Origin of the sequence: Acinetobacter sp. 22301 (assembly GCF_052045285.1) — a bacterium.
GTDB lineage: Bacteria > Pseudomonadota > Gammaproteobacteria > Pseudomonadales > Moraxellaceae > Acinetobacter > Acinetobacter pittii.
On the sequence record NZ_JBQEOR010000006.1, the window covers coordinates 65,645 to 81,835 of the forward strand.

The 16,191-nt window shown below is 39.1% G+C and carries 17 protein-coding genes; 2 read left to right on the forward strand and 15 right to left on the reverse strand.

The features are described from left to right. Nucleotides 1-16 precede the first annotated feature (16 nt). Entirely contained in the window at nt 17-2,452 is a 2,436-nt protein-coding gene (locus ACTJJH_RS10955; protein WP_032035983.1) for a CSLREA domain-containing protein, read from the forward strand. Between the two features lie 102 nt (nt 2,453-2,554). On the opposite strand, the gene ACTJJH_RS10960 is transcribed toward ACTJJH_RS10955, so the two are convergent. The 5 genes from ACTJJH_RS10960 to ACTJJH_RS10980 form a co-directional block, all read right to left on the reverse strand. Continuing rightward, nucleotides 2,555-2,944, reverse strand: a complete 390-nt coding sequence (locus ACTJJH_RS10960) for a DUF3106 domain-containing protein (protein ID WP_002118619.1) — start codon at nt 2,942-2,944, stop codon at nt 2,555-2,557. Then, nucleotides 2,934-3,254 carry a hypothetical protein gene (locus ACTJJH_RS10965; protein WP_002118556.1) on the reverse strand — a complete coding sequence of 107 codons (321 nt, stop codon included), beginning with the start codon at nt 3,252-3,254 and terminating at the stop codon, nt 2,934-2,936. The genes ACTJJH_RS10960 and ACTJJH_RS10965 overlap by 11 nt, the downstream gene beginning before the upstream one ends. Further along, a complete protein-coding gene (locus ACTJJH_RS10970) occupies nt 3,244-3,858 on the reverse strand; it encodes an RNA polymerase sigma factor (protein WP_002118814.1) in 615 nt (204 codons plus the stop codon). Before ACTJJH_RS10970 ends, ACTJJH_RS10965 begins: the two co-directional genes overlap by 11 nt. 159 nt (nt 3,859-4,017) lie before the next feature. Further along, nucleotides 4,018-4,794 (reverse strand): TrmH family RNA methyltransferase, encoded by a 777-nt coding sequence (locus ACTJJH_RS10975; protein WP_167563154.1) that lies wholly within the window; start codon nt 4,792-4,794, stop codon nt 4,018-4,020. 59 nt (nt 4,795-4,853) lie between these two features. Further along, nucleotides 4,854-5,825, reverse strand: coding sequence for a class 1 fructose-bisphosphatase (locus ACTJJH_RS10980; protein WP_017399238.1), 972 nt, complete (start codon nt 5,823-5,825; stop codon nt 4,854-4,856). A 184-nt stretch (nt 5,826-6,009) separates the two neighbouring features. Between ACTJJH_RS10980 and ACTJJH_RS10985 the strand changes: the two genes are divergently transcribed. Further along, nucleotides 6,010-6,195, forward strand: a complete 186-nt coding sequence (locus ACTJJH_RS10985) for an NF038105 family protein (RefSeq protein WP_005067763.1) — start codon at nt 6,010-6,012, stop codon at nt 6,193-6,195. A 50-nt stretch (nt 6,196-6,245) separates the two neighbouring features. Here the strand turns inward: ACTJJH_RS10985 and pal are convergent, their stop codons facing one another. From pal to ACTJJH_RS11035, 10 genes are all read right to left on the reverse strand, one after another. Continuing rightward, complete coding sequence (gene pal, locus ACTJJH_RS10990; protein ID WP_002118513.1) at nt 6,246-6,806, reverse strand: peptidoglycan-associated lipoprotein Pal; 561 nt, start codon at nt 6,804-6,806, stop codon at nt 6,246-6,248. A 27-nt stretch (nt 6,807-6,833) separates the two neighbouring features. After that, on the reverse strand, nt 6,834-8,114 hold the full coding sequence (gene tolB, locus ACTJJH_RS10995) for a Tol-Pal system beta propeller repeat protein TolB (RefSeq protein ID WP_002118491.1): 1,281 nt from the start codon (nt 8,112-8,114) through the stop codon (nt 6,834-6,836). 93 nt (nt 8,115-8,207) lie between these two features. Then, nucleotides 8,208-9,608 carry a cell envelope integrity protein TolA gene (gene tolA, locus ACTJJH_RS11000; RefSeq protein ID WP_086399777.1) on the reverse strand — a complete coding sequence of 467 codons (1,401 nt, stop codon included), beginning with the start codon at nt 9,606-9,608 and terminating at the stop codon, nt 8,208-8,210. Between the two features lie 3 nt (nt 9,609-9,611). Beyond that, the gene (gene tolR, locus ACTJJH_RS11005) at nt 9,612-10,064 is read right to left on the reverse strand and encodes a protein TolR (RefSeq protein ID WP_005067772.1); all 453 of its coding nucleotides are present in this window, start codon (nt 10,062-10,064) and stop codon (nt 9,612-9,614) included. Continuing rightward, on the reverse strand, nt 10,064-10,762 hold the full coding sequence (tolQ, locus tag ACTJJH_RS11010; protein WP_016140259.1) for a protein TolQ: 699 nt from the start codon (nt 10,760-10,762) through the stop codon (nt 10,064-10,066). Before tolQ ends, tolR begins: the two co-directional genes overlap by 1 nt. 24 nt (nt 10,763-10,786) lie before the next feature. Next, nucleotides 10,787-11,194: a tol-pal system-associated acyl-CoA thioesterase gene (gene ybgC, locus ACTJJH_RS11015; protein ID WP_004699892.1), complete on the reverse strand. Its 408-nt coding sequence runs from the start codon at nt 11,192-11,194 to the stop codon at nt 10,787-10,789. 212 nt (nt 11,195-11,406) lie between these two features. Further along, nucleotides 11,407-12,741 carry a M20 family metallopeptidase gene (locus ACTJJH_RS11020; protein ID WP_440601131.1) on the reverse strand — a complete coding sequence of 445 codons (1,335 nt, stop codon included), beginning with the start codon at nt 12,739-12,741 and terminating at the stop codon, nt 11,407-11,409. Nucleotides 12,742-12,945: 204 nt separating this feature from the next. Next, nucleotides 12,946-13,950, reverse strand: coding sequence for a Holliday junction branch migration DNA helicase RuvB (gene ruvB, locus ACTJJH_RS11025; protein WP_204085377.1), 1,005 nt, complete (start codon nt 13,948-13,950; stop codon nt 12,946-12,948). Between the two features lie 7 nt (nt 13,951-13,957). Continuing rightward, on the reverse strand, nt 13,958-14,557 hold the full coding sequence (gene ruvA / locus ACTJJH_RS11030) for a Holliday junction branch migration protein RuvA (protein ID WP_016146147.1): 600 nt from the start codon (nt 14,555-14,557) through the stop codon (nt 13,958-13,960). Nucleotides 14,558-14,650: 93 nt separating this feature from the next. Further along, the gene (locus tag ACTJJH_RS11035; RefSeq protein ID WP_002118538.1) at nt 14,651-15,991 is read right to left on the reverse strand and encodes a deoxyguanosinetriphosphate triphosphohydrolase; all 1,341 of its coding nucleotides are present in this window, start codon (nt 15,989-15,991) and stop codon (nt 14,651-14,653) included. Nucleotides 15,992-16,191: the final 200 nt, after the last annotated feature.

Here is a 16,191-nt window from a genome sequence, read left to right on the forward strand (position 1 = left end):
AAGGATGATAAAGGCTATGAAAAATTATAAAAAGGCTTTATTAGCATTAGCTGTGATTGCTGCGATGCCATTATTTGCAGATACAACGACTGGAAGAATTGATGTTACAACTTTTGATGATGAAGATGGCGACAATACTAACGCCTGCTCATTGCGTGAAGCGATAAAAACAGCTGAGTTGCGTAAATCGTATGGTGGATGTACTGTTATTGATACACGCGAAACTACTCAAAAATCGATTCAGCTTAAAGCAGGAATGTACACTCTAAATAAGGAATTAGTTCCAAATGCTAATATTGCTATTTTTGGTGCTGATCCCGTAGATTGGCAGAAAAAAAGCGTATTAACCAATGATTATCCTGCACAACTTGACTTACAAACACGTATTAATGCTCAAGGTAAATCACGCATTTTCAATACTACTACCTATAAACAGCCCTTGACCTTAAATAATGTAATTCTTGAAAATGGCGTTACAACTGGCCAGGGTGGCGCGATTTATGCTGGTGCTGATATCGCTTTGCAAAATAGTCAGATTTTATCATCTCAAGCAACAAACGGTGGAGCAATTTATTTAGCTTCACCTAATATTACTTTGTCAGTAAATCATTCATTACTTAAAGGTAATAACGCAACACAAGGTAGTGTTTTATCAATGGGGTGTTTTAGTGACACTGTCTATGCACCACGTACCATCACCCTTACATCAAATAGTATTGTGAATAATGGTAATACAGCTTCAACAAGTACATTTGAGTTCTGTGGTAAACCTACTGCGACATTATCGGTTAATACCATTGCAAAAAATATAGCGAATAGTACTAGCGGCAGTATTATTAAGTTTACTGGTGATACCAATAATCCAGCCAATACATCAAGTATTTTAAGTTCAAGCAGTAGTTTAGTACTTTTAAATAATACAATTGTTGAAAACAACGCGAATAGTACTTTCCTCTACGATAAATTGGGCGCAAAAAAGCTAAGTTTTAACGTATTGGCTTATAATACCGGAAGTTATGCCTGTAAATATCTTTTAGGTGCGGCAGCAGAGCAAAAGAGTGTAGGTCTAACGCTAGATTTCAATGCACTTGACTGGACATCAGCAACAGCAAAATGTGATATACCAAAAGAGTCTTTACCAGATGGCCATACGAATATTGATATAAGTACACAATCTTTTAGTAATCTGCTAAGTCCTTTAGTAGAACCAGCAACAGCTTATACAGGCTTTTTACCTATTTACTATCCAAAAAATATTTCTTCTAGCACAGATTTAATTGACGTTGATCAAGATAGTAAAGGAAGTTGTGCCACAATTGACCAACGTGGTTTAAATCGTTTGGCAGACATTACCTCATATTATCAGCCAGAAAGTCGTAATAGTTGTGATATTGGCTCTGTTGAGTTAATGAAGCTCACTGCAGGTGATTTAGAGGATGTTAGTAATATTTCATTAACGACTTTAATTGATACTTATCAACAAAATTATGATTTATTTGATAATTATATTAAAGACCCTAAGACACCTTCTAACTTTATTACTTACTATAAAGTACGTTTAGCGGAGTTTAAGAATCTAATTGATACAACTAAGGCAAATCTTAAATATCGCGCAATTTATCTTGATTTAAAGAATTATGATTTACCTTTACCGACTGAAGACGCTAATCATGTGCTGAAGTTCTTTAACCCAACTGACTATCGTATGACAACTGAGCCATTAGGTATTGGATCACTTGATGATAAATATGATGCTCAACAAGTTAAAGATCTATCTGACAAAGACAAGGTATTCTGTGAGTGGAATAACGCTTTACAGCAAATTGTTTTTTATCGCAAAGACGATACGGTGACTCAAGCTGGTACATATGCTTATTGCAAATATACAATTACAACAGCTGATAATAAATTAAGCTCAAGCGGTCTGATAAAAGCTCGTTTTAATAATATAGAACCAGTTTCTGGCGATGGGACAATTACCTTTAAATATCTTGCAAATGAAATTATTCCATTGAATTTACTTAAATATGCTAACGATGATGGTGATGGTCCTATAAATACGCTTTTAAAGCCTAAATCACAATTTTGGGTAAATGGAGACGGTGTAGAGTTACCTATTTATTTACCAAGCAAAACATCGAAAGATGGTATTTTTAAAGTAATTAAGGCTGATCGAGAAGGCCCATGTCCGAAAGATGATAAGGATAAAATTTGTTATGGCGGAAATATCTATATTCAGGCAAATAACGTATTTAATACTTTTAATGACTCATTAAGTTATAACGTTTATGATGCTGATGGGAAAATTTCACCTAAAGCTGGCACAATTAACCTTGTAAGTACCGCTACTACTACAGATGATACACGTGGTGGAGGCGGCGGTGGTAGCTTCGGAATTTTATCTTTAGCCTCTTTACTTGGTTTAGCAGCTTATAGACGCTACCGTAAATAAAATTAAAGAATAAAAAAGCCTCCAATTGGAGGCTTTTTATAAGAAATAAAATCAAAATAATTAAGTGATTAGATGCCTTATCTTTGATAGCCAAATAAGAACTTAGTGTTCTAAATACTTGTTCATGTATTCTTCACGAATTGCTGTTCTTTCTTCACCATTCGCTTTAAGCATCCGCTCACGTAAGTCTTTTCGCTCTTGCGTACTCATTTTTTGCCATGCTTCACGCATTTTTTGTTTTTCAGCTTCAGGAAGTTGAGTAAACCAGTCCATACGTTGCTGTAAGTTGGTGCTTTGATTCGCTGGTAGCTCTTTTAAACTCTGGTAACGTTTAATGACTGCACGTTGCTCTTCTTCGGAAAGGGCATCCCATGTGTCATCCACTTGTGCATTGGCATCTTTAGAAAAAATCCAAAAGCGTTCAAAACCTGCAAAACTTGTCTGCAAGAAACTTAATGAACACAGGATAAGCGCTAACTTTTTAGCTGCCATGTTGTACTTTATCCTCACCCAACACCATTAACATCTCTAAATCTTCCACCATTTGTGGAGATAATTTAGGATTAACGATCACTTGATTTTGTGGCTTATCCACAATCTCGACTGAGTTAGGCAGAATCACAAAACCTGTAATTGCTGCGGCAAGTGCGAAACCAGTCATTTTCCAGACACTATAATAAGAGGCTGGTTTTTGTTGAATATGGTCAAGCACATGATTCATGACCACTGTTTTATTTTTATGGTGATCTGCCAAACTATCAAGTTTGGATGTCACCTTTTTAGTGAAATCATCATGATTCATCAGAACCTCCCAAGGGATTTAAATGTGCCAAGTATTCTCTAAGTCCCTGAATTGCTCGGTGATAATGGGTTTTCACACTACCTTCGGTACAGTTCATGATCTGAGCTGTTGTATGGGTGTCAAACCCTTCCCACGCACGTAACATAAATGCCTGTTGTTGACGAACAGGTAGTTTTTCAATTGCTTCCCGAATTTCCTCTATCGTTACTGCTTGATCGAGAAAATCTGCAGGATTAATAGCTTTTTCATCAACTACATCGATAACTTCGTCGTCGTCATTATCCAGACTAACTTTTTTGAAGAATGAAAATGGGTTTGCTCTACGAGCTTCTTTGCGGCGCCAATCTTGAAGTTTGTTATTCAAAATAGTGTAGAACAGGGGATACCATTCTTCAGTACTTTTATCGGCATAAGATTTGTGTAAAGCAATAAATGCTTCTTGAACCAAATCCATCGCAATACCTTGTTGACCTTGGGTAGCACTCTCCATCATTACCAAAGCACGACCAGTAACATCTTGCATGAAAACTTTCAGGCGTTGCTCAGCCGTGCTGGCATGAGCACTAGATGTTTCCGATCGAGACTTTTTCGGTGCTAAATCCATGGAGATGGAAAATCCTGTCATTGGACATACCCACCTTATCTTCAATATATCTCTTATATAACGTTGAAAAGAGGTGGGAGGTTGACAACAATCGGTTATTTTTTACTAGTGTAATTGATTTTTTTCACAAATATGTGCGATGTAAAATAAATTAACGTTTTATTGGCGTTGGCGAACCATCTCAAAAAAACAAATAGATCCTGCAATTGCCACGTTTAATGACTCTTGTCCACCCGGTTGAGGAATAGTCACTGATTGTGCGTGATCTAACGCGTAATCGCTTGCACCTTGACCTTCATTTCCTAAAATCCACACACACGGTTTAGATAGGTCTTTTGAGTAAAGACTGGTTGAGCGATGAGAGCTAGTAACAAAAACCGGGATTTGAAATTTTGGAAGGATATCTGTCAGCTGGAAGTTTTCAAAACAATGTAAGCTAAAATGAGCGCCCATACCTGCTCTTAAAACTCGTGGTGACCAAAGTGATGCAGAGCCTTGTGTGCAAATGATTTGTTTAATATTTGCTGCTGCTGCTGAACGTAGAAGTGTACCTACGTTACCCGGATCTTGAATATTTTCTAGAATTAAGGTGTCTACATTGTAGTCGATAGTTGATGCAGTTTTAGGTAAATCAATAATCGCTAAACAAGGTAAGCTTGTACCTAATGTACTCAAATCTCTATATAAAACTTCGCTAATAACAAAGATATGGCCTTGATGCAGTTTCGTTATTTTCTTTAAATCTTCGTGTTCTAATGCTTGTTCTGTCGTAAATAAAGAAAAAATCTTCTTTTGCTGTTGTAACCAAGCCAAACAAAGATGGGTGCCTTCAAGAACGGTTTGTTGGTGCTTTTTTCGGGCGTTACTGAGTTCGATTAATCCACGCAAATGTTTAATTTTTGCATTGTCTTTTGATTCTAAAAAAATAACCGCCATAAGAAAATATCCAACAAAAGGGCACCATCATACTATGATGCCCTAAGTAATTAAAATTATTAGTGGTAGCTTGTTACGCGTTCAACTTCATTTTTAGAACCGATAATCACAGGTACACGTTGGTGAAGTTCTGTAGGTTCAATCTCTAGAATGCGTACACGGCCAGTAGTTGATGCACCGCCTGCTTGTTCAATGAGCATACTCATTGGGTTCGCTTCATACATTAAACGTAAACGACCAGCTTTTTTCGGATCTTTTAAGTCGTATGGGTAAAGGAAAATACCACTACGACATAAAATGCGGTGAATATCACCCACCATACATGCTACCCAGCGCATATTGAAATCTTTTTCACGAACAGATGTCTTGCCCGCGAGTAATTCATCAATATATTGTTTTACGGGTTGTTCCCAATGACGTTGGTTAGATGCATTAATAGCGAATTCTTGAGTATCTGCTGCAACCTGTACATTCTCATTAGTAAGCAAGAAGGTTTGAGTTTCTGGATCTAAAGTAAAGAATGCTACGCCATTTCCTACAGTTAAAGCCATCATAGTTGATGGACCATAAAGCACATAACCAGCAGCAACTTGCTGTGTACCAGCTTGCATGAAATCGTTTGCTTGTGTTACTGCATTTTTTGCAGGCAAAATAGAGAAAATCGTACCTACACACATATTAATATCGATATTGCTTGAGCCATCTAATGGATCAAATAAAACGAGGTATTTACCATTTTCTTGTGCAGGTGTGAACTCATCAAGCTCTTCAGAAGCGAGACCGCCCACGTGCGGGTGTACTTTTAAAGCATCAATTAAGTAGTCATTCGAAATCACATCAAGTTTTTTCTGTGTTTCACCCTGAACATTTTCATTGCCAGCACTACCTAAAATACCAGCCAGAGCACCTTTTTGTAATGCTTGGTCGATTGTTTTACAGGTCGTGGCAATAGTATCGATGACTTGAGCCAACTCAGGTGTTAGATTCCCTTTTTGTTGTTGTAAAAATTGGGACAAAGTGAGGTTGGACATAAAAAACGCTCCTGTGCTTCAAGCATCAAAATGAGTCAGATAAATACGTGGCATATTCTAGATGAGAATGTCATAAAATAAAAATTATCTTACTTTATTTGTGTTGGATTTATGCTTACAAGCCCCAATTAAAATGGTATGTTGATTGCATTACAAAGGATTGTATATTTTTAGGAGAATCGAAATGACAACAAAGAAGTTTGATGCGACCCCCACGGCAGGTGAACCAATCAATCTAGATGAAATTTCGAAAGAAAATGTTCAGGAAGCTTGGAAAGATTATGAGGCAAAACCTGAATATAAAGATTTTAATAAGCATGATTTGATTGAGTCCATGCAACATCCTGAAGAAGACAAGAAATCTTCTTAAGTAATAAAAAAACGCTCATATTATTATGAGCGTTTTTTTATGCATATCCCTTATTTTAATAAAGGAGGGACTGCTTCGTAATTAATCTCAACGCGGCGATTTTCTTTCCACGCTGATTCATCATGTCCCGCATTAACAGGAGCTTCTTTACCATAACTTACAGCTTCAAGTTGCTGCGGGTTTACACCATTGGTAATTAAATAGCTTTGTACAGCTTTAGCACGACGCTCACCTAAAGCCATGTTGTACTCACGTGTACCACGTTCATCTGTATGGCCTGTTAATGCAACTTTTGAATTTGCATTTGCGATAAGGAACTGAGCATGAGCTTGAAGTGTTTGGTAGTCTTCAGTAGATAAATCGCTGCTGTCATAATCAAAGTGAACAACGCGTTTAGCCAAAGCCGCTTTATTTGCTTCAGTTACACCTTTAGATGAAGCACCTGCCAAATTTTGAGCATTTAATGCAGCATCTTCACTTAAACCAGAAGTGTTTACCGTGCTTGGATTTGTACCAGTCGTGGTCGTCGCTGCAGGTTTACGGCTAGCACAGCCTGTCATTACGAGTGCTACGCTAAGAAAGGGTAGAGCTAAATACTTGATTGATTTCATGATCATCTCCGTCAATGGAATTAAAAGTTATTTTGGTGCCCAGGCTGGTTCACGTACTTCACCTTGTTCGCTTGGTAAATTCATACGGAAACGTCCATCAGTAGACATAATAGACAACAAGCCACGGTTGCCTTCACGAGTTGCGTAGACCACCATTTGCCCATTTGGTGAGAAACTTGGTGATTCATCTAAACTAGTTGGGGTAAGAATATTGGTGATGCCAGTATTAATGTCTTGAATTGCAACTTTATAACTGCTGCCACTTGGGCGATGAACAAGTGCAATCTTTTTGCCATCGGCACTCAGAGTTCCACGTGCATTAAATGACCCTTTAAATGTCAAACGCTTTACTGAGCCATCAGCAAAGGTGTAACGATAAATTTGGGCAGAGCCACCACGGTCAGAAGTGAAAATAAAGGATTTTCCATCTGGTGTATAACGTGCTTCGGTATCAATTGCCGAGTCATTTGTCATGCGTTTGACTTGGCGAGTTGATAAATCCATTTGATAGATTTCAGGGTTGCCATTCATAGATGCTGTAAACAGCATTGATTGGCCATCGGGTGAGAAACTTGGTGCGCCGTTTAAGCCTCTGAAACTAGTAAGAACTTCACGTGTTCCAGTTGATAAATCCTGTAAATAAATTGCTGGACGTTTAGTTTCAAAAGAAACATAAGCAATTTTTTTAGCATCTGGTGTCCATGCTGGAGAAAGAATTGGATCACGAGATGATAAAACAGTCTTTGGTTGTTCACCATCCGTATCTGCAATTTGTAGTGTATAACGCTCGGCTGGTGTTGCAGGATTTCTTAGCACATATGCAATACGGCCGCTAAAGTCACCTGGAATACCAGTAAGTGCTTGATAAATAGCATCACTTACCATATGGCCAGCCTGACGTATGCGAGCAGCTGGTACATTTAAAAGTTCATTTAAAATGTATTGTTGCTTTTGTACATCATAAAGTTGGTAGTGAACTTCAAAACCTGTCGCTGTTTGTTTAATTTGACCCGTAACTACATATGGTATACCTGCGGCTTGCCAGTCAGAAGCTTGAATCTGATTAATTGCAGCATTGGCAGGTAAGTTTTTAGATGAGCTTGTAAAGCGCCCAGAACGGTTTAAGTCTGTTTCAACAATAGGATAGAGCCCATTGTCGTTGGTAAACGGGACAATAGCAATTTTGGGTGCCTGATCTGGTGCTTTGGCAATTTCCAGATATAACTGGGCAAAAGCAGTGGTAGAAGCAATAGGGCTTAAGGCTGTGATCAGTGCTAAAGATAGCAGGTGTTTGCGGCTCGTATTCATAAGTTTAAAGTCATAGCAGGTATTTTTGTGACTGTTGATTTTGTAGCATAGTTACATGCCTTAAACTATTTAAAGCATGTAACTCTTTCAAAATTATTGCGCTCTAAATGTAGAGCTAACACTTCTTGCTTCACGTCTTGCATCTGGATCTGATGGCATAGGATAGGGCGCTGCGGCTTGAATTGCAGCTTTAATACTTGCGTCTAAGGCATCATCACCACTTGAACGTGTGATCACAATAGAATTAACGCTTCCCGAATCGGAGAGGGTAAAACGAACACCAACTGTTTTACCACTACTGCCAGTTGGAACGTCCCAAGAGCGTCGAATTTTTTGTTCAAAATCGCGTCTAGCTGAAGAAGCAACTTTTTTAGCTTCAGCTTTCTTTTGAGCTGCTTCTTCTTGTGCTTTTTGAGCAGATGCAGCTTTGGCTTCGGCCTCTGCTTCAGCTTTACGCTTAGCATCGTCAGCAGCTTTTTGCTTGGCTTTAGCATCAGCTTCAGCTTTACGTTTAGCATCGTCAGCAGCCTTTTGCTGTTTGGCTTTCGCATCGGCCTCTGCTTTACGTTTAGCATCGTCAGTAGCTTTTTGTTGTTTAGCTTTTGCATCTGCTTCAGCTTTGCGTTTAGCATCATCAGCTTTTTGCTGTTTAGCTTTCGCATCGGCTTCCGCTTTACGTTTAGCATCATCAGCAGACTTTTGCTGCTTAGCTTTAGCAGCAGCTTCAGCTTTGCGTTTAGCGTCATCGGCAGCTTTTTGCTGCTTGGCTTTTGCATCAGCTTCAGCTTTACGTTTAGCATCGTCATTAGCTTTTTGCTGTTTAGCTTTAGCATCTGCTTCAGCTTTTCGCTTAGCTTCTTGTTGTGCCTGAAGCTTAGCATTCTCGGCCTTTTGAGCTTCACGTTTTAATTTTGCATCAGCCTCAGCTTTACGTTTAGCGTCTTCAGCAGCTTTACGAGCTTCACTTTGCTCTTGCTTAGCTTTGGCATCTGCTTGAGCTTTTGCCGTTTGTTCGGCCTTACGCTTTTGTTCGGCTTCTGATTTTGCTTTAGCTTCAGCCTGCTGTTTTTGTATTTCCTCTTTACGTTGCTGTTCCGCTGCTTGTTTCATTTTTGCAGCTTCTTCAGCTTTACGTTTTTGCTCAGCTAACTTAGCTTGTTGTGCCTGTTCGGCCTTTTGCTGTTGGGCAGCAAGTTGTTGAGCTGTTGGAGGAGGAGGCGTAGTCGGAAGATTTTGAGGAAGCGTTTCATCCACAATAGGGGTTAATACCTCTTTTGCTTCATTGGTAGCTGTAGTCTCTTGTTCAACTTCTTTTGCTAAAGGAGGAGGCAAATCTTCTGGCTTAACTAAAATAGTTGTTAGCTTTTTTGGCTGTTCAGGTGGTTTACTCAAGCCTAAAAAAAGCAAGCCAACAATGGCAATTGCATGAACTCCGAGTGTAAAGCTCAATGCAATCGCATTTTGTTTAAAGGGTGGCTTTTGATTTTTGTTCATAGCTTATTTTAAAGGCTCTGTCAGAAGGCCAACTTGAGTTAAACCTGCTTCTTGTAAACTCGCCATCAATGATACGACTTCTCCATAAGGACGAGACTTATCACCATTGACTAAAACTGTGAGTTGTTTGTTTTCTTGTTCAGCTTGTTTTTGAGCATCGCTTAAAACTTCTTCAAGCTTTTCACGAGATAATGGTTCATTATCTTTGTAATCTTCATACTGAAGATAAATATTGCCATCTTTGCCAATTGTTACCATGGCTGGCATATCTTTTGATTCGATTGGATGGTTATTTGCTTGAGGTAAATCGACCTTGATACCACTGGTAATCATAGGGGCAGTTACCATAAAAATAACCAAAAGCACGAGCATAACGTCAATATAAGGTACGACGTTCATATCACTTTTTAATGGTTTTTTTATGCGCTCAAAGCGCCCTGAACGCTGAATTGCCATTATGCATCTTCCTGTGATGAACCCACAGATTGACGTTGCAATAAAGCAATCATCTCTTCAGCAAATAAAGCGCGATCAGAATAAACACTTTCACTTTTAGCAGTGAAGTGGTTAAAAGCTAATACAGCAGGAATTGCGGCAAACAAACCAATTGCAGTTGCAATAAGTGCTTCGGCAATACCCGGTGCAACAGTTGCTAGAGTTACCTGATCAACCGCAGCCAAACCGATAAAGGCATTCATAATACCCCAAACAGTACCGAATAGACCGATGTACGGTGCTACAGAACCGATACTTGCTAAAGTACCTAAGCCGTATTCTAAATGGCTCTGATCACGACTCAAACCTACGCGCAAAATCCGTTCAGTGCCTTCAATTGTTTGTGAAACAGGAGCCTGACGCTTTTTGAGTTTAAAAAATTCGCTCAACCCTTGATAAAAAATATCTTCAAGCCCAGAGCGCTTTGAGTTGAGTTGGGCATTGTTATAAAGTGTATTGAGTTCAGCACCAGACCAGAACATTTTTTGGAAATGTTCATCGTCTTGATGTGCTTTTTTATAACTCATATGTAACTTGGCAATCAGATACCAACTAAAGATCGATGCTAACAATAAAATTAGCATGACCAACTGAACGACTGGACTTGCTTGTAAAATAAGGTCAGAAATATGCAGGGTTGATTCAATGTTTGTTGCCATAGGTTACATATGCCGGTTGTTTTTTTAGTCTTGTTCCAATTCTTTACGAATAAGATCACGTATTTCTTCTGGAAGACGACGAGCTACAAGTTCTTTACTTAAACATGCCAACTCAACCTCGCCAGAAGCAAGCAAGATTTCACCACGATAAATATTTTGTTGCAACACAAATGACGCAGCTTTACATGAAACTACACGTGCTGTAACAGTAATTAAATCATCCATTAAAATAGGACGCATGTATTTTACGTCAATTTTGTGTACGACAAAGTTGTAGTCTTTTTGATGCCAGTAATGATCAACGCCAGAAGCACGGAGCCATTCAGTACGGGTACGTTCCATATAGCGAATATGGTTGGCATGGTAAACAATACCACCTGCGTCCGTATCTTCAATATAAACACGAATGTTGAATTCAAAATGATTCGCCATGAGAGTATTCCGTTTTAGTTCACTATAGAGCTTTATATTTAAAATATGGCTTTGAATAAAACATTGGTTCCATTCAAAAGCCATACATCTGCTTTTAAATACGGGGCAGTTTAGCAGATTGCATACTAAGTCCTATGGCACAACCTTTCAATTGCGGTTGCTGTATTTCTAATCTAAAAACGCTATATCTTATGGCTAGCAAGCTTTTTAAGTTAAGAGGGCTTCCATGAAGTTTGAACTTGTTTTGATATATTCGGATAATCTAATACGAATCTTACATGTAGCTCGGTCCCAGTTTTTAAAGCCTTGTTATCTACAATAAAATAAGGGCTATGATTTGGTGCCGCCTGAGTTAAGTCTTGATTTTCTGGTGTTGCACCCAAGAAAACAAAGAATGACGGCATTAACTTGCCATAATAGGCAAAATCTTCACTTGCGCTTGCATTATGATCTAAAACATGGAGTTTTGAATCGCCAACAACTTTGGCTAGGGTTGGCTGAATAAACTGAGTGAGCGCTTTATCATTCATGGTCACTGGAGCGTAAGGAGCAATTTCAACTTTGGCGGTGACGTCATTGGCTTGAGCGTTATGCTCTATCATGGCAGGTAAACTTTTTAAGATATTTGCCCGTATCTGTTCGTTATTAGAACGAATAGTACCGATCATATTGACCTGTTCAGGAATCACATTTCCTGCCGTACCACCTTGAATGTTACCGATGCTGACAACGCCCATGCCTTGGGTGAGATCAGTTCTTCGACTAATAAGGCTCTGTAAATTATTAATCATTTGTGCCGATGCATAAATCGGATCTCTACCTAACCAAGGCGTCGAACCATGAACCTGCTTACCGTTGACCTGAATACGCAAGTGATCTGCACTATTTAAAATAGCGCCATCTTTATAATAAAGGTGTCCACTTTGCATACCAGATATGACATGCATTCCAAAAATAGCCTCGGGTTTATAATCTTTAAATGCACCATCTGCGATCATTTTTCTTGAGCCGATTTGATCACCCTGCGTAAAGTTGTCTATATCTGCTCCACCTTCTTCAGCGGGTTGAAAAACAAAGACAACGGTACCCGATATTTTATCTTTATTGGCAGCCAGAATTTTTGCTGCACCTAATAACATTGCAGTATGTGCGTCATGTCCACAAGCATGCATTACGTAAGTTTCTTTACCTTGATAAATTGCTTTTTGTTTACTCGCAAAGGCAACACCATTTTTTTCTTCCATAGGTAGTGCATCCATATCGGCTCTAAGTGCAATAATCGGGCCGGGTTTATTCCCTTTTAAAATGCCAATAACACCTGTTTTCGCATAACTTGTTTTAACTTGAATGCCATAAGACTTTAATTCTTTTTGAACTAGTGCAGATGTTTTAAATTCCATATTGCCAAGTTCAGGATGCTCATGAATATGTTGTCTTAATTGAATCACCTGATTTTCATTTTGTTGTGCAGCATCTTTTACCCAATCTGCTAGGCTCAGCTGGCTCATTAGAGCGAGTGGAAAAATCAAAGCGGCTTTTTTGTACATGTCCTTATCCTAAAAATATTATTGTTCATAAGATTTGATATCTACATTTCTTATAATTTAGTTTTTAGAAATATTAAAAAATCAATAAGGTATAAAGAAAGACTTAAAAGGTATAGAGTGGCTAATTTATTGATAAGACAACTATTATTTTAATTGGATAGAGAGATTAAATTAAAAAAGGAAGAGAAAATTCTCTTCCTTTGGTTAGTTTTTAGGCTCAGGTGGTGTCATTCCAAACTGTAAATAAGATTGGTTAGTTGCGATGCGACCTCGTGCAGTACGCATGACATAACCTTGTTGAATTAAATAAGGTTCAATCACGTCTTCAAGCGTACCGCTGTCTTCAGCCATCGCTGCTGCAAGCGCTTCGACTCCAGCAGGACCGCCATCAAAACGCTCGAGTAGCATGCCCAAATAACGTCTGTCTAAGGTATCTAAACCAGCTTTATCAACATTGAGCATATCAAGCGCGCGTTGTGCCATTTCATGGGTCACTTCACCTGTGCCTTTCACTTGTGCATAGTCACGAACACGTCTTAATAAACGGTTAGCGATACGAGGTGTTCCGCGTGATCGACGAGCTACTTCTTCTGCGCCTTCAACTGTAATGGGTACATCCATTAAGTTTGCAGAGCGTGACACAATGTGAGTCAAGTCTTCTACAGAGTAAAACTCAAGACGTTGCACAATACCGAAGCGGTCACGTAATGGTGAGGTCAGTAAGCCCGCACGTGTGGTCGCAGCGACGAGTGTAAAAGGGGGTAAATCGAGTTTAATTGAACGAGCAGCAGGGCCTTCACCAATCATGATGTCGAGTTGGTAATCTTCCATCGCCGGATACAGAATTTCTTCAATCACCGGTGAAAGACGATGAATTTCATCAATAAATAAAACATCGCCTTCTTCAAGGTTAGTCAGCATTGCTGCTAAATCACCTGCACGTTCCAAGACAGGCCCTGAAGTCGATTTGAGGTTGCCACCCATTTCACGTGCAATAATATTAGCAAGTGTGGTTTTACCTAAACCCGGCGGACCAAAAATCAGTGTATGGTCGAGTGCTTCACCACGGCCACGAGCAGCACCAATAAAAATTTCCATTTGCTCGCGTACGACTGGTTGCCCAATATAGTCGGCAAGAGAAGTTGGTCGAATAGCCCGGTCAAAATGATCTTCTGGTTTTTCTGTTCCACTGATTAGACGGTCTTGCATAAGTGTTTTACTTCATCATGGATTTAAGAGCAGCACGAATAATATCGGCTGATTCTGTGTAATCGGCTTTAACCGCAGCAACAGCTTTTTGTGCTTCAAGTGGCTTATAACCTAAAGATTGCAATGCAGCTTCTGCTTCTGCAACAGGAGAGTTTGCAGCAAATTGAATTTGAGGCATGGTCGCCGCAGTTGAAGTGCCTTGAGCTAATGTTTTGAAACGGTCACGAAGTTCGATCATTAAACGTTCAGCCGTTTTTTTGCCTACACCTGGAACTTTGACCAGCGTATTAATATCATCATGTTCAATGGTGTGAACCAATAACTCAACACTTAGCGTCGATAAAATACCTAAGGCCATTTTCGGACCGACACCGTTTACTTTTAATAAGGTGCGGAAAATTGTTTTTTCTTGAGCATCGCTAAAACCGTAGAGCTGCTGTGCATCTTCACGAACAACCAAATGCGTCCATAGCGTAACTTTCTGGCCCTTTTGTAACTGGCAAAATGTTGAAAGTGGCGTATCAATTTCATAACCCACACCGTTTACATTCAATAAGACAGTAGGGGCTTCTAAGGCAAACACTTCGCCAATTAAACATCCGATCATAGCGTAATTTCACTTATTCATAACTGTAAATCTGGTCGTTCTAAAATAAATTGAAAACGACACTGGTTTTATTTCTTTCTATATCAAGCCAGCTTAAAACAAGCCAATTTTATTACCTTGCAACTCTTGCGCCAAGCTATAAGCCTGATGATCTGAGAACTTACTAATAATATCGAGGACTTGCATAATATTGCTGTAGTGATTATTGCTAAAGTTAGCACCGTATAGGTTAAGGATAGACATTAAACGTTGTTCTTTAAAGCTTAAAGATTTATGCGGCGTTGTGAGTGGTACAAATGCATCCAAAATCGTTTGTAAACTCTGATGTGCAATAATTTCTAAACCAGATTTTTGTGGGTGCTCAAAAATTTTATCACGTGCCAGATTTTTGGCAGTTTCGATACCAATTGCAATATCTGGCGAACAATATTGCAAAAGGTTGCCTTTAAGCTGACCTGTAATAATTTCATAATGATGTTTAGCAAAGGCTGTAGTGACTTCATCTACAAGCCGTTTCATGACTCGACCACGTAATGCTGAGATCTTTTGTTGCCATGTACTGTTTGGATGAGACAACTCTTCAGGTTGACCATAGTCGGCAATAAGATTTAGGAATATTGGTTCAACTTCTTGGTAACTCAGCATATTCAAGACAATGCCATCTTCTAAATCAATTAATGCATAACAAATGTCATCAGCAGCTTCTAGCAGGTAGGTGAGTGGATGACGGCAATAATGATATTCACCGAGTTGAATCAGCCCGAGCTGTTCAGCAATCTGTTTTAAAATTTCTTTTTCAGACTGATAACAACCAAACTTTGCTCTTTGATGGGAAGGGCGGTCACCCTGCGAAGCAATTGTTTTTGAAAGCCATGGATATTTTAGATAAGCACCTAAAGTTGCATAAGTTAAGCGCATACCGCCATCATTTGGATGATAGTCAATACGACTTAATAGACGTAATCCTTGAGCATTACCTTCAAACTGACGAACATCAGCTTCTTCTTCGGGGCTTAGTTTTTTCAAAAAATCATCATGCGAGGCATCATCGAACCATTCGCGAATTGCGTATTCACCCGCATGCCCGAAAGGAGGATTACCTATATCGTGGGCCAGACAAGCTGCTTGAATAATTGCTCCGACATCGGCAGGTGAAATCCAAACGGGTAATTCATCTTTTATTTTTTCTGCGGCAAGCATACCCATTGAGCGACCAATGCAGGAAACTTCAAGGGAGTGTGTTAAGCGGGTATGAATGCCATCATGCTGTGCTAGAGGATGAACTTGAGTCTTACGGTTTAACTGACGAAAACTTTGAGAAAATATAATGCGGTCATAATCTTTATGGAATGGGCTACGAGCCAGTTCTGTACTACTTTTTTTGCTACCTAAACGAACTGCGGAAAGCAGCTCTAACCAACGCATTTGTTCCATTTATCATTATTCAAAACTATAAAAGCTGATCATGCCAAAAAAAACTTAAAAGCACTAGCTTGGTGCGACATAGTTTGTCTTAGTTCGGGTTTTATTATGTTATTGAATAAACATGCAACAATTTATTTTTAGCAAGAATGACTAAAAAAATGATTTTGAACAAAAAACAAATCACTTCTTGCAGAATTAGGTTACAGAAT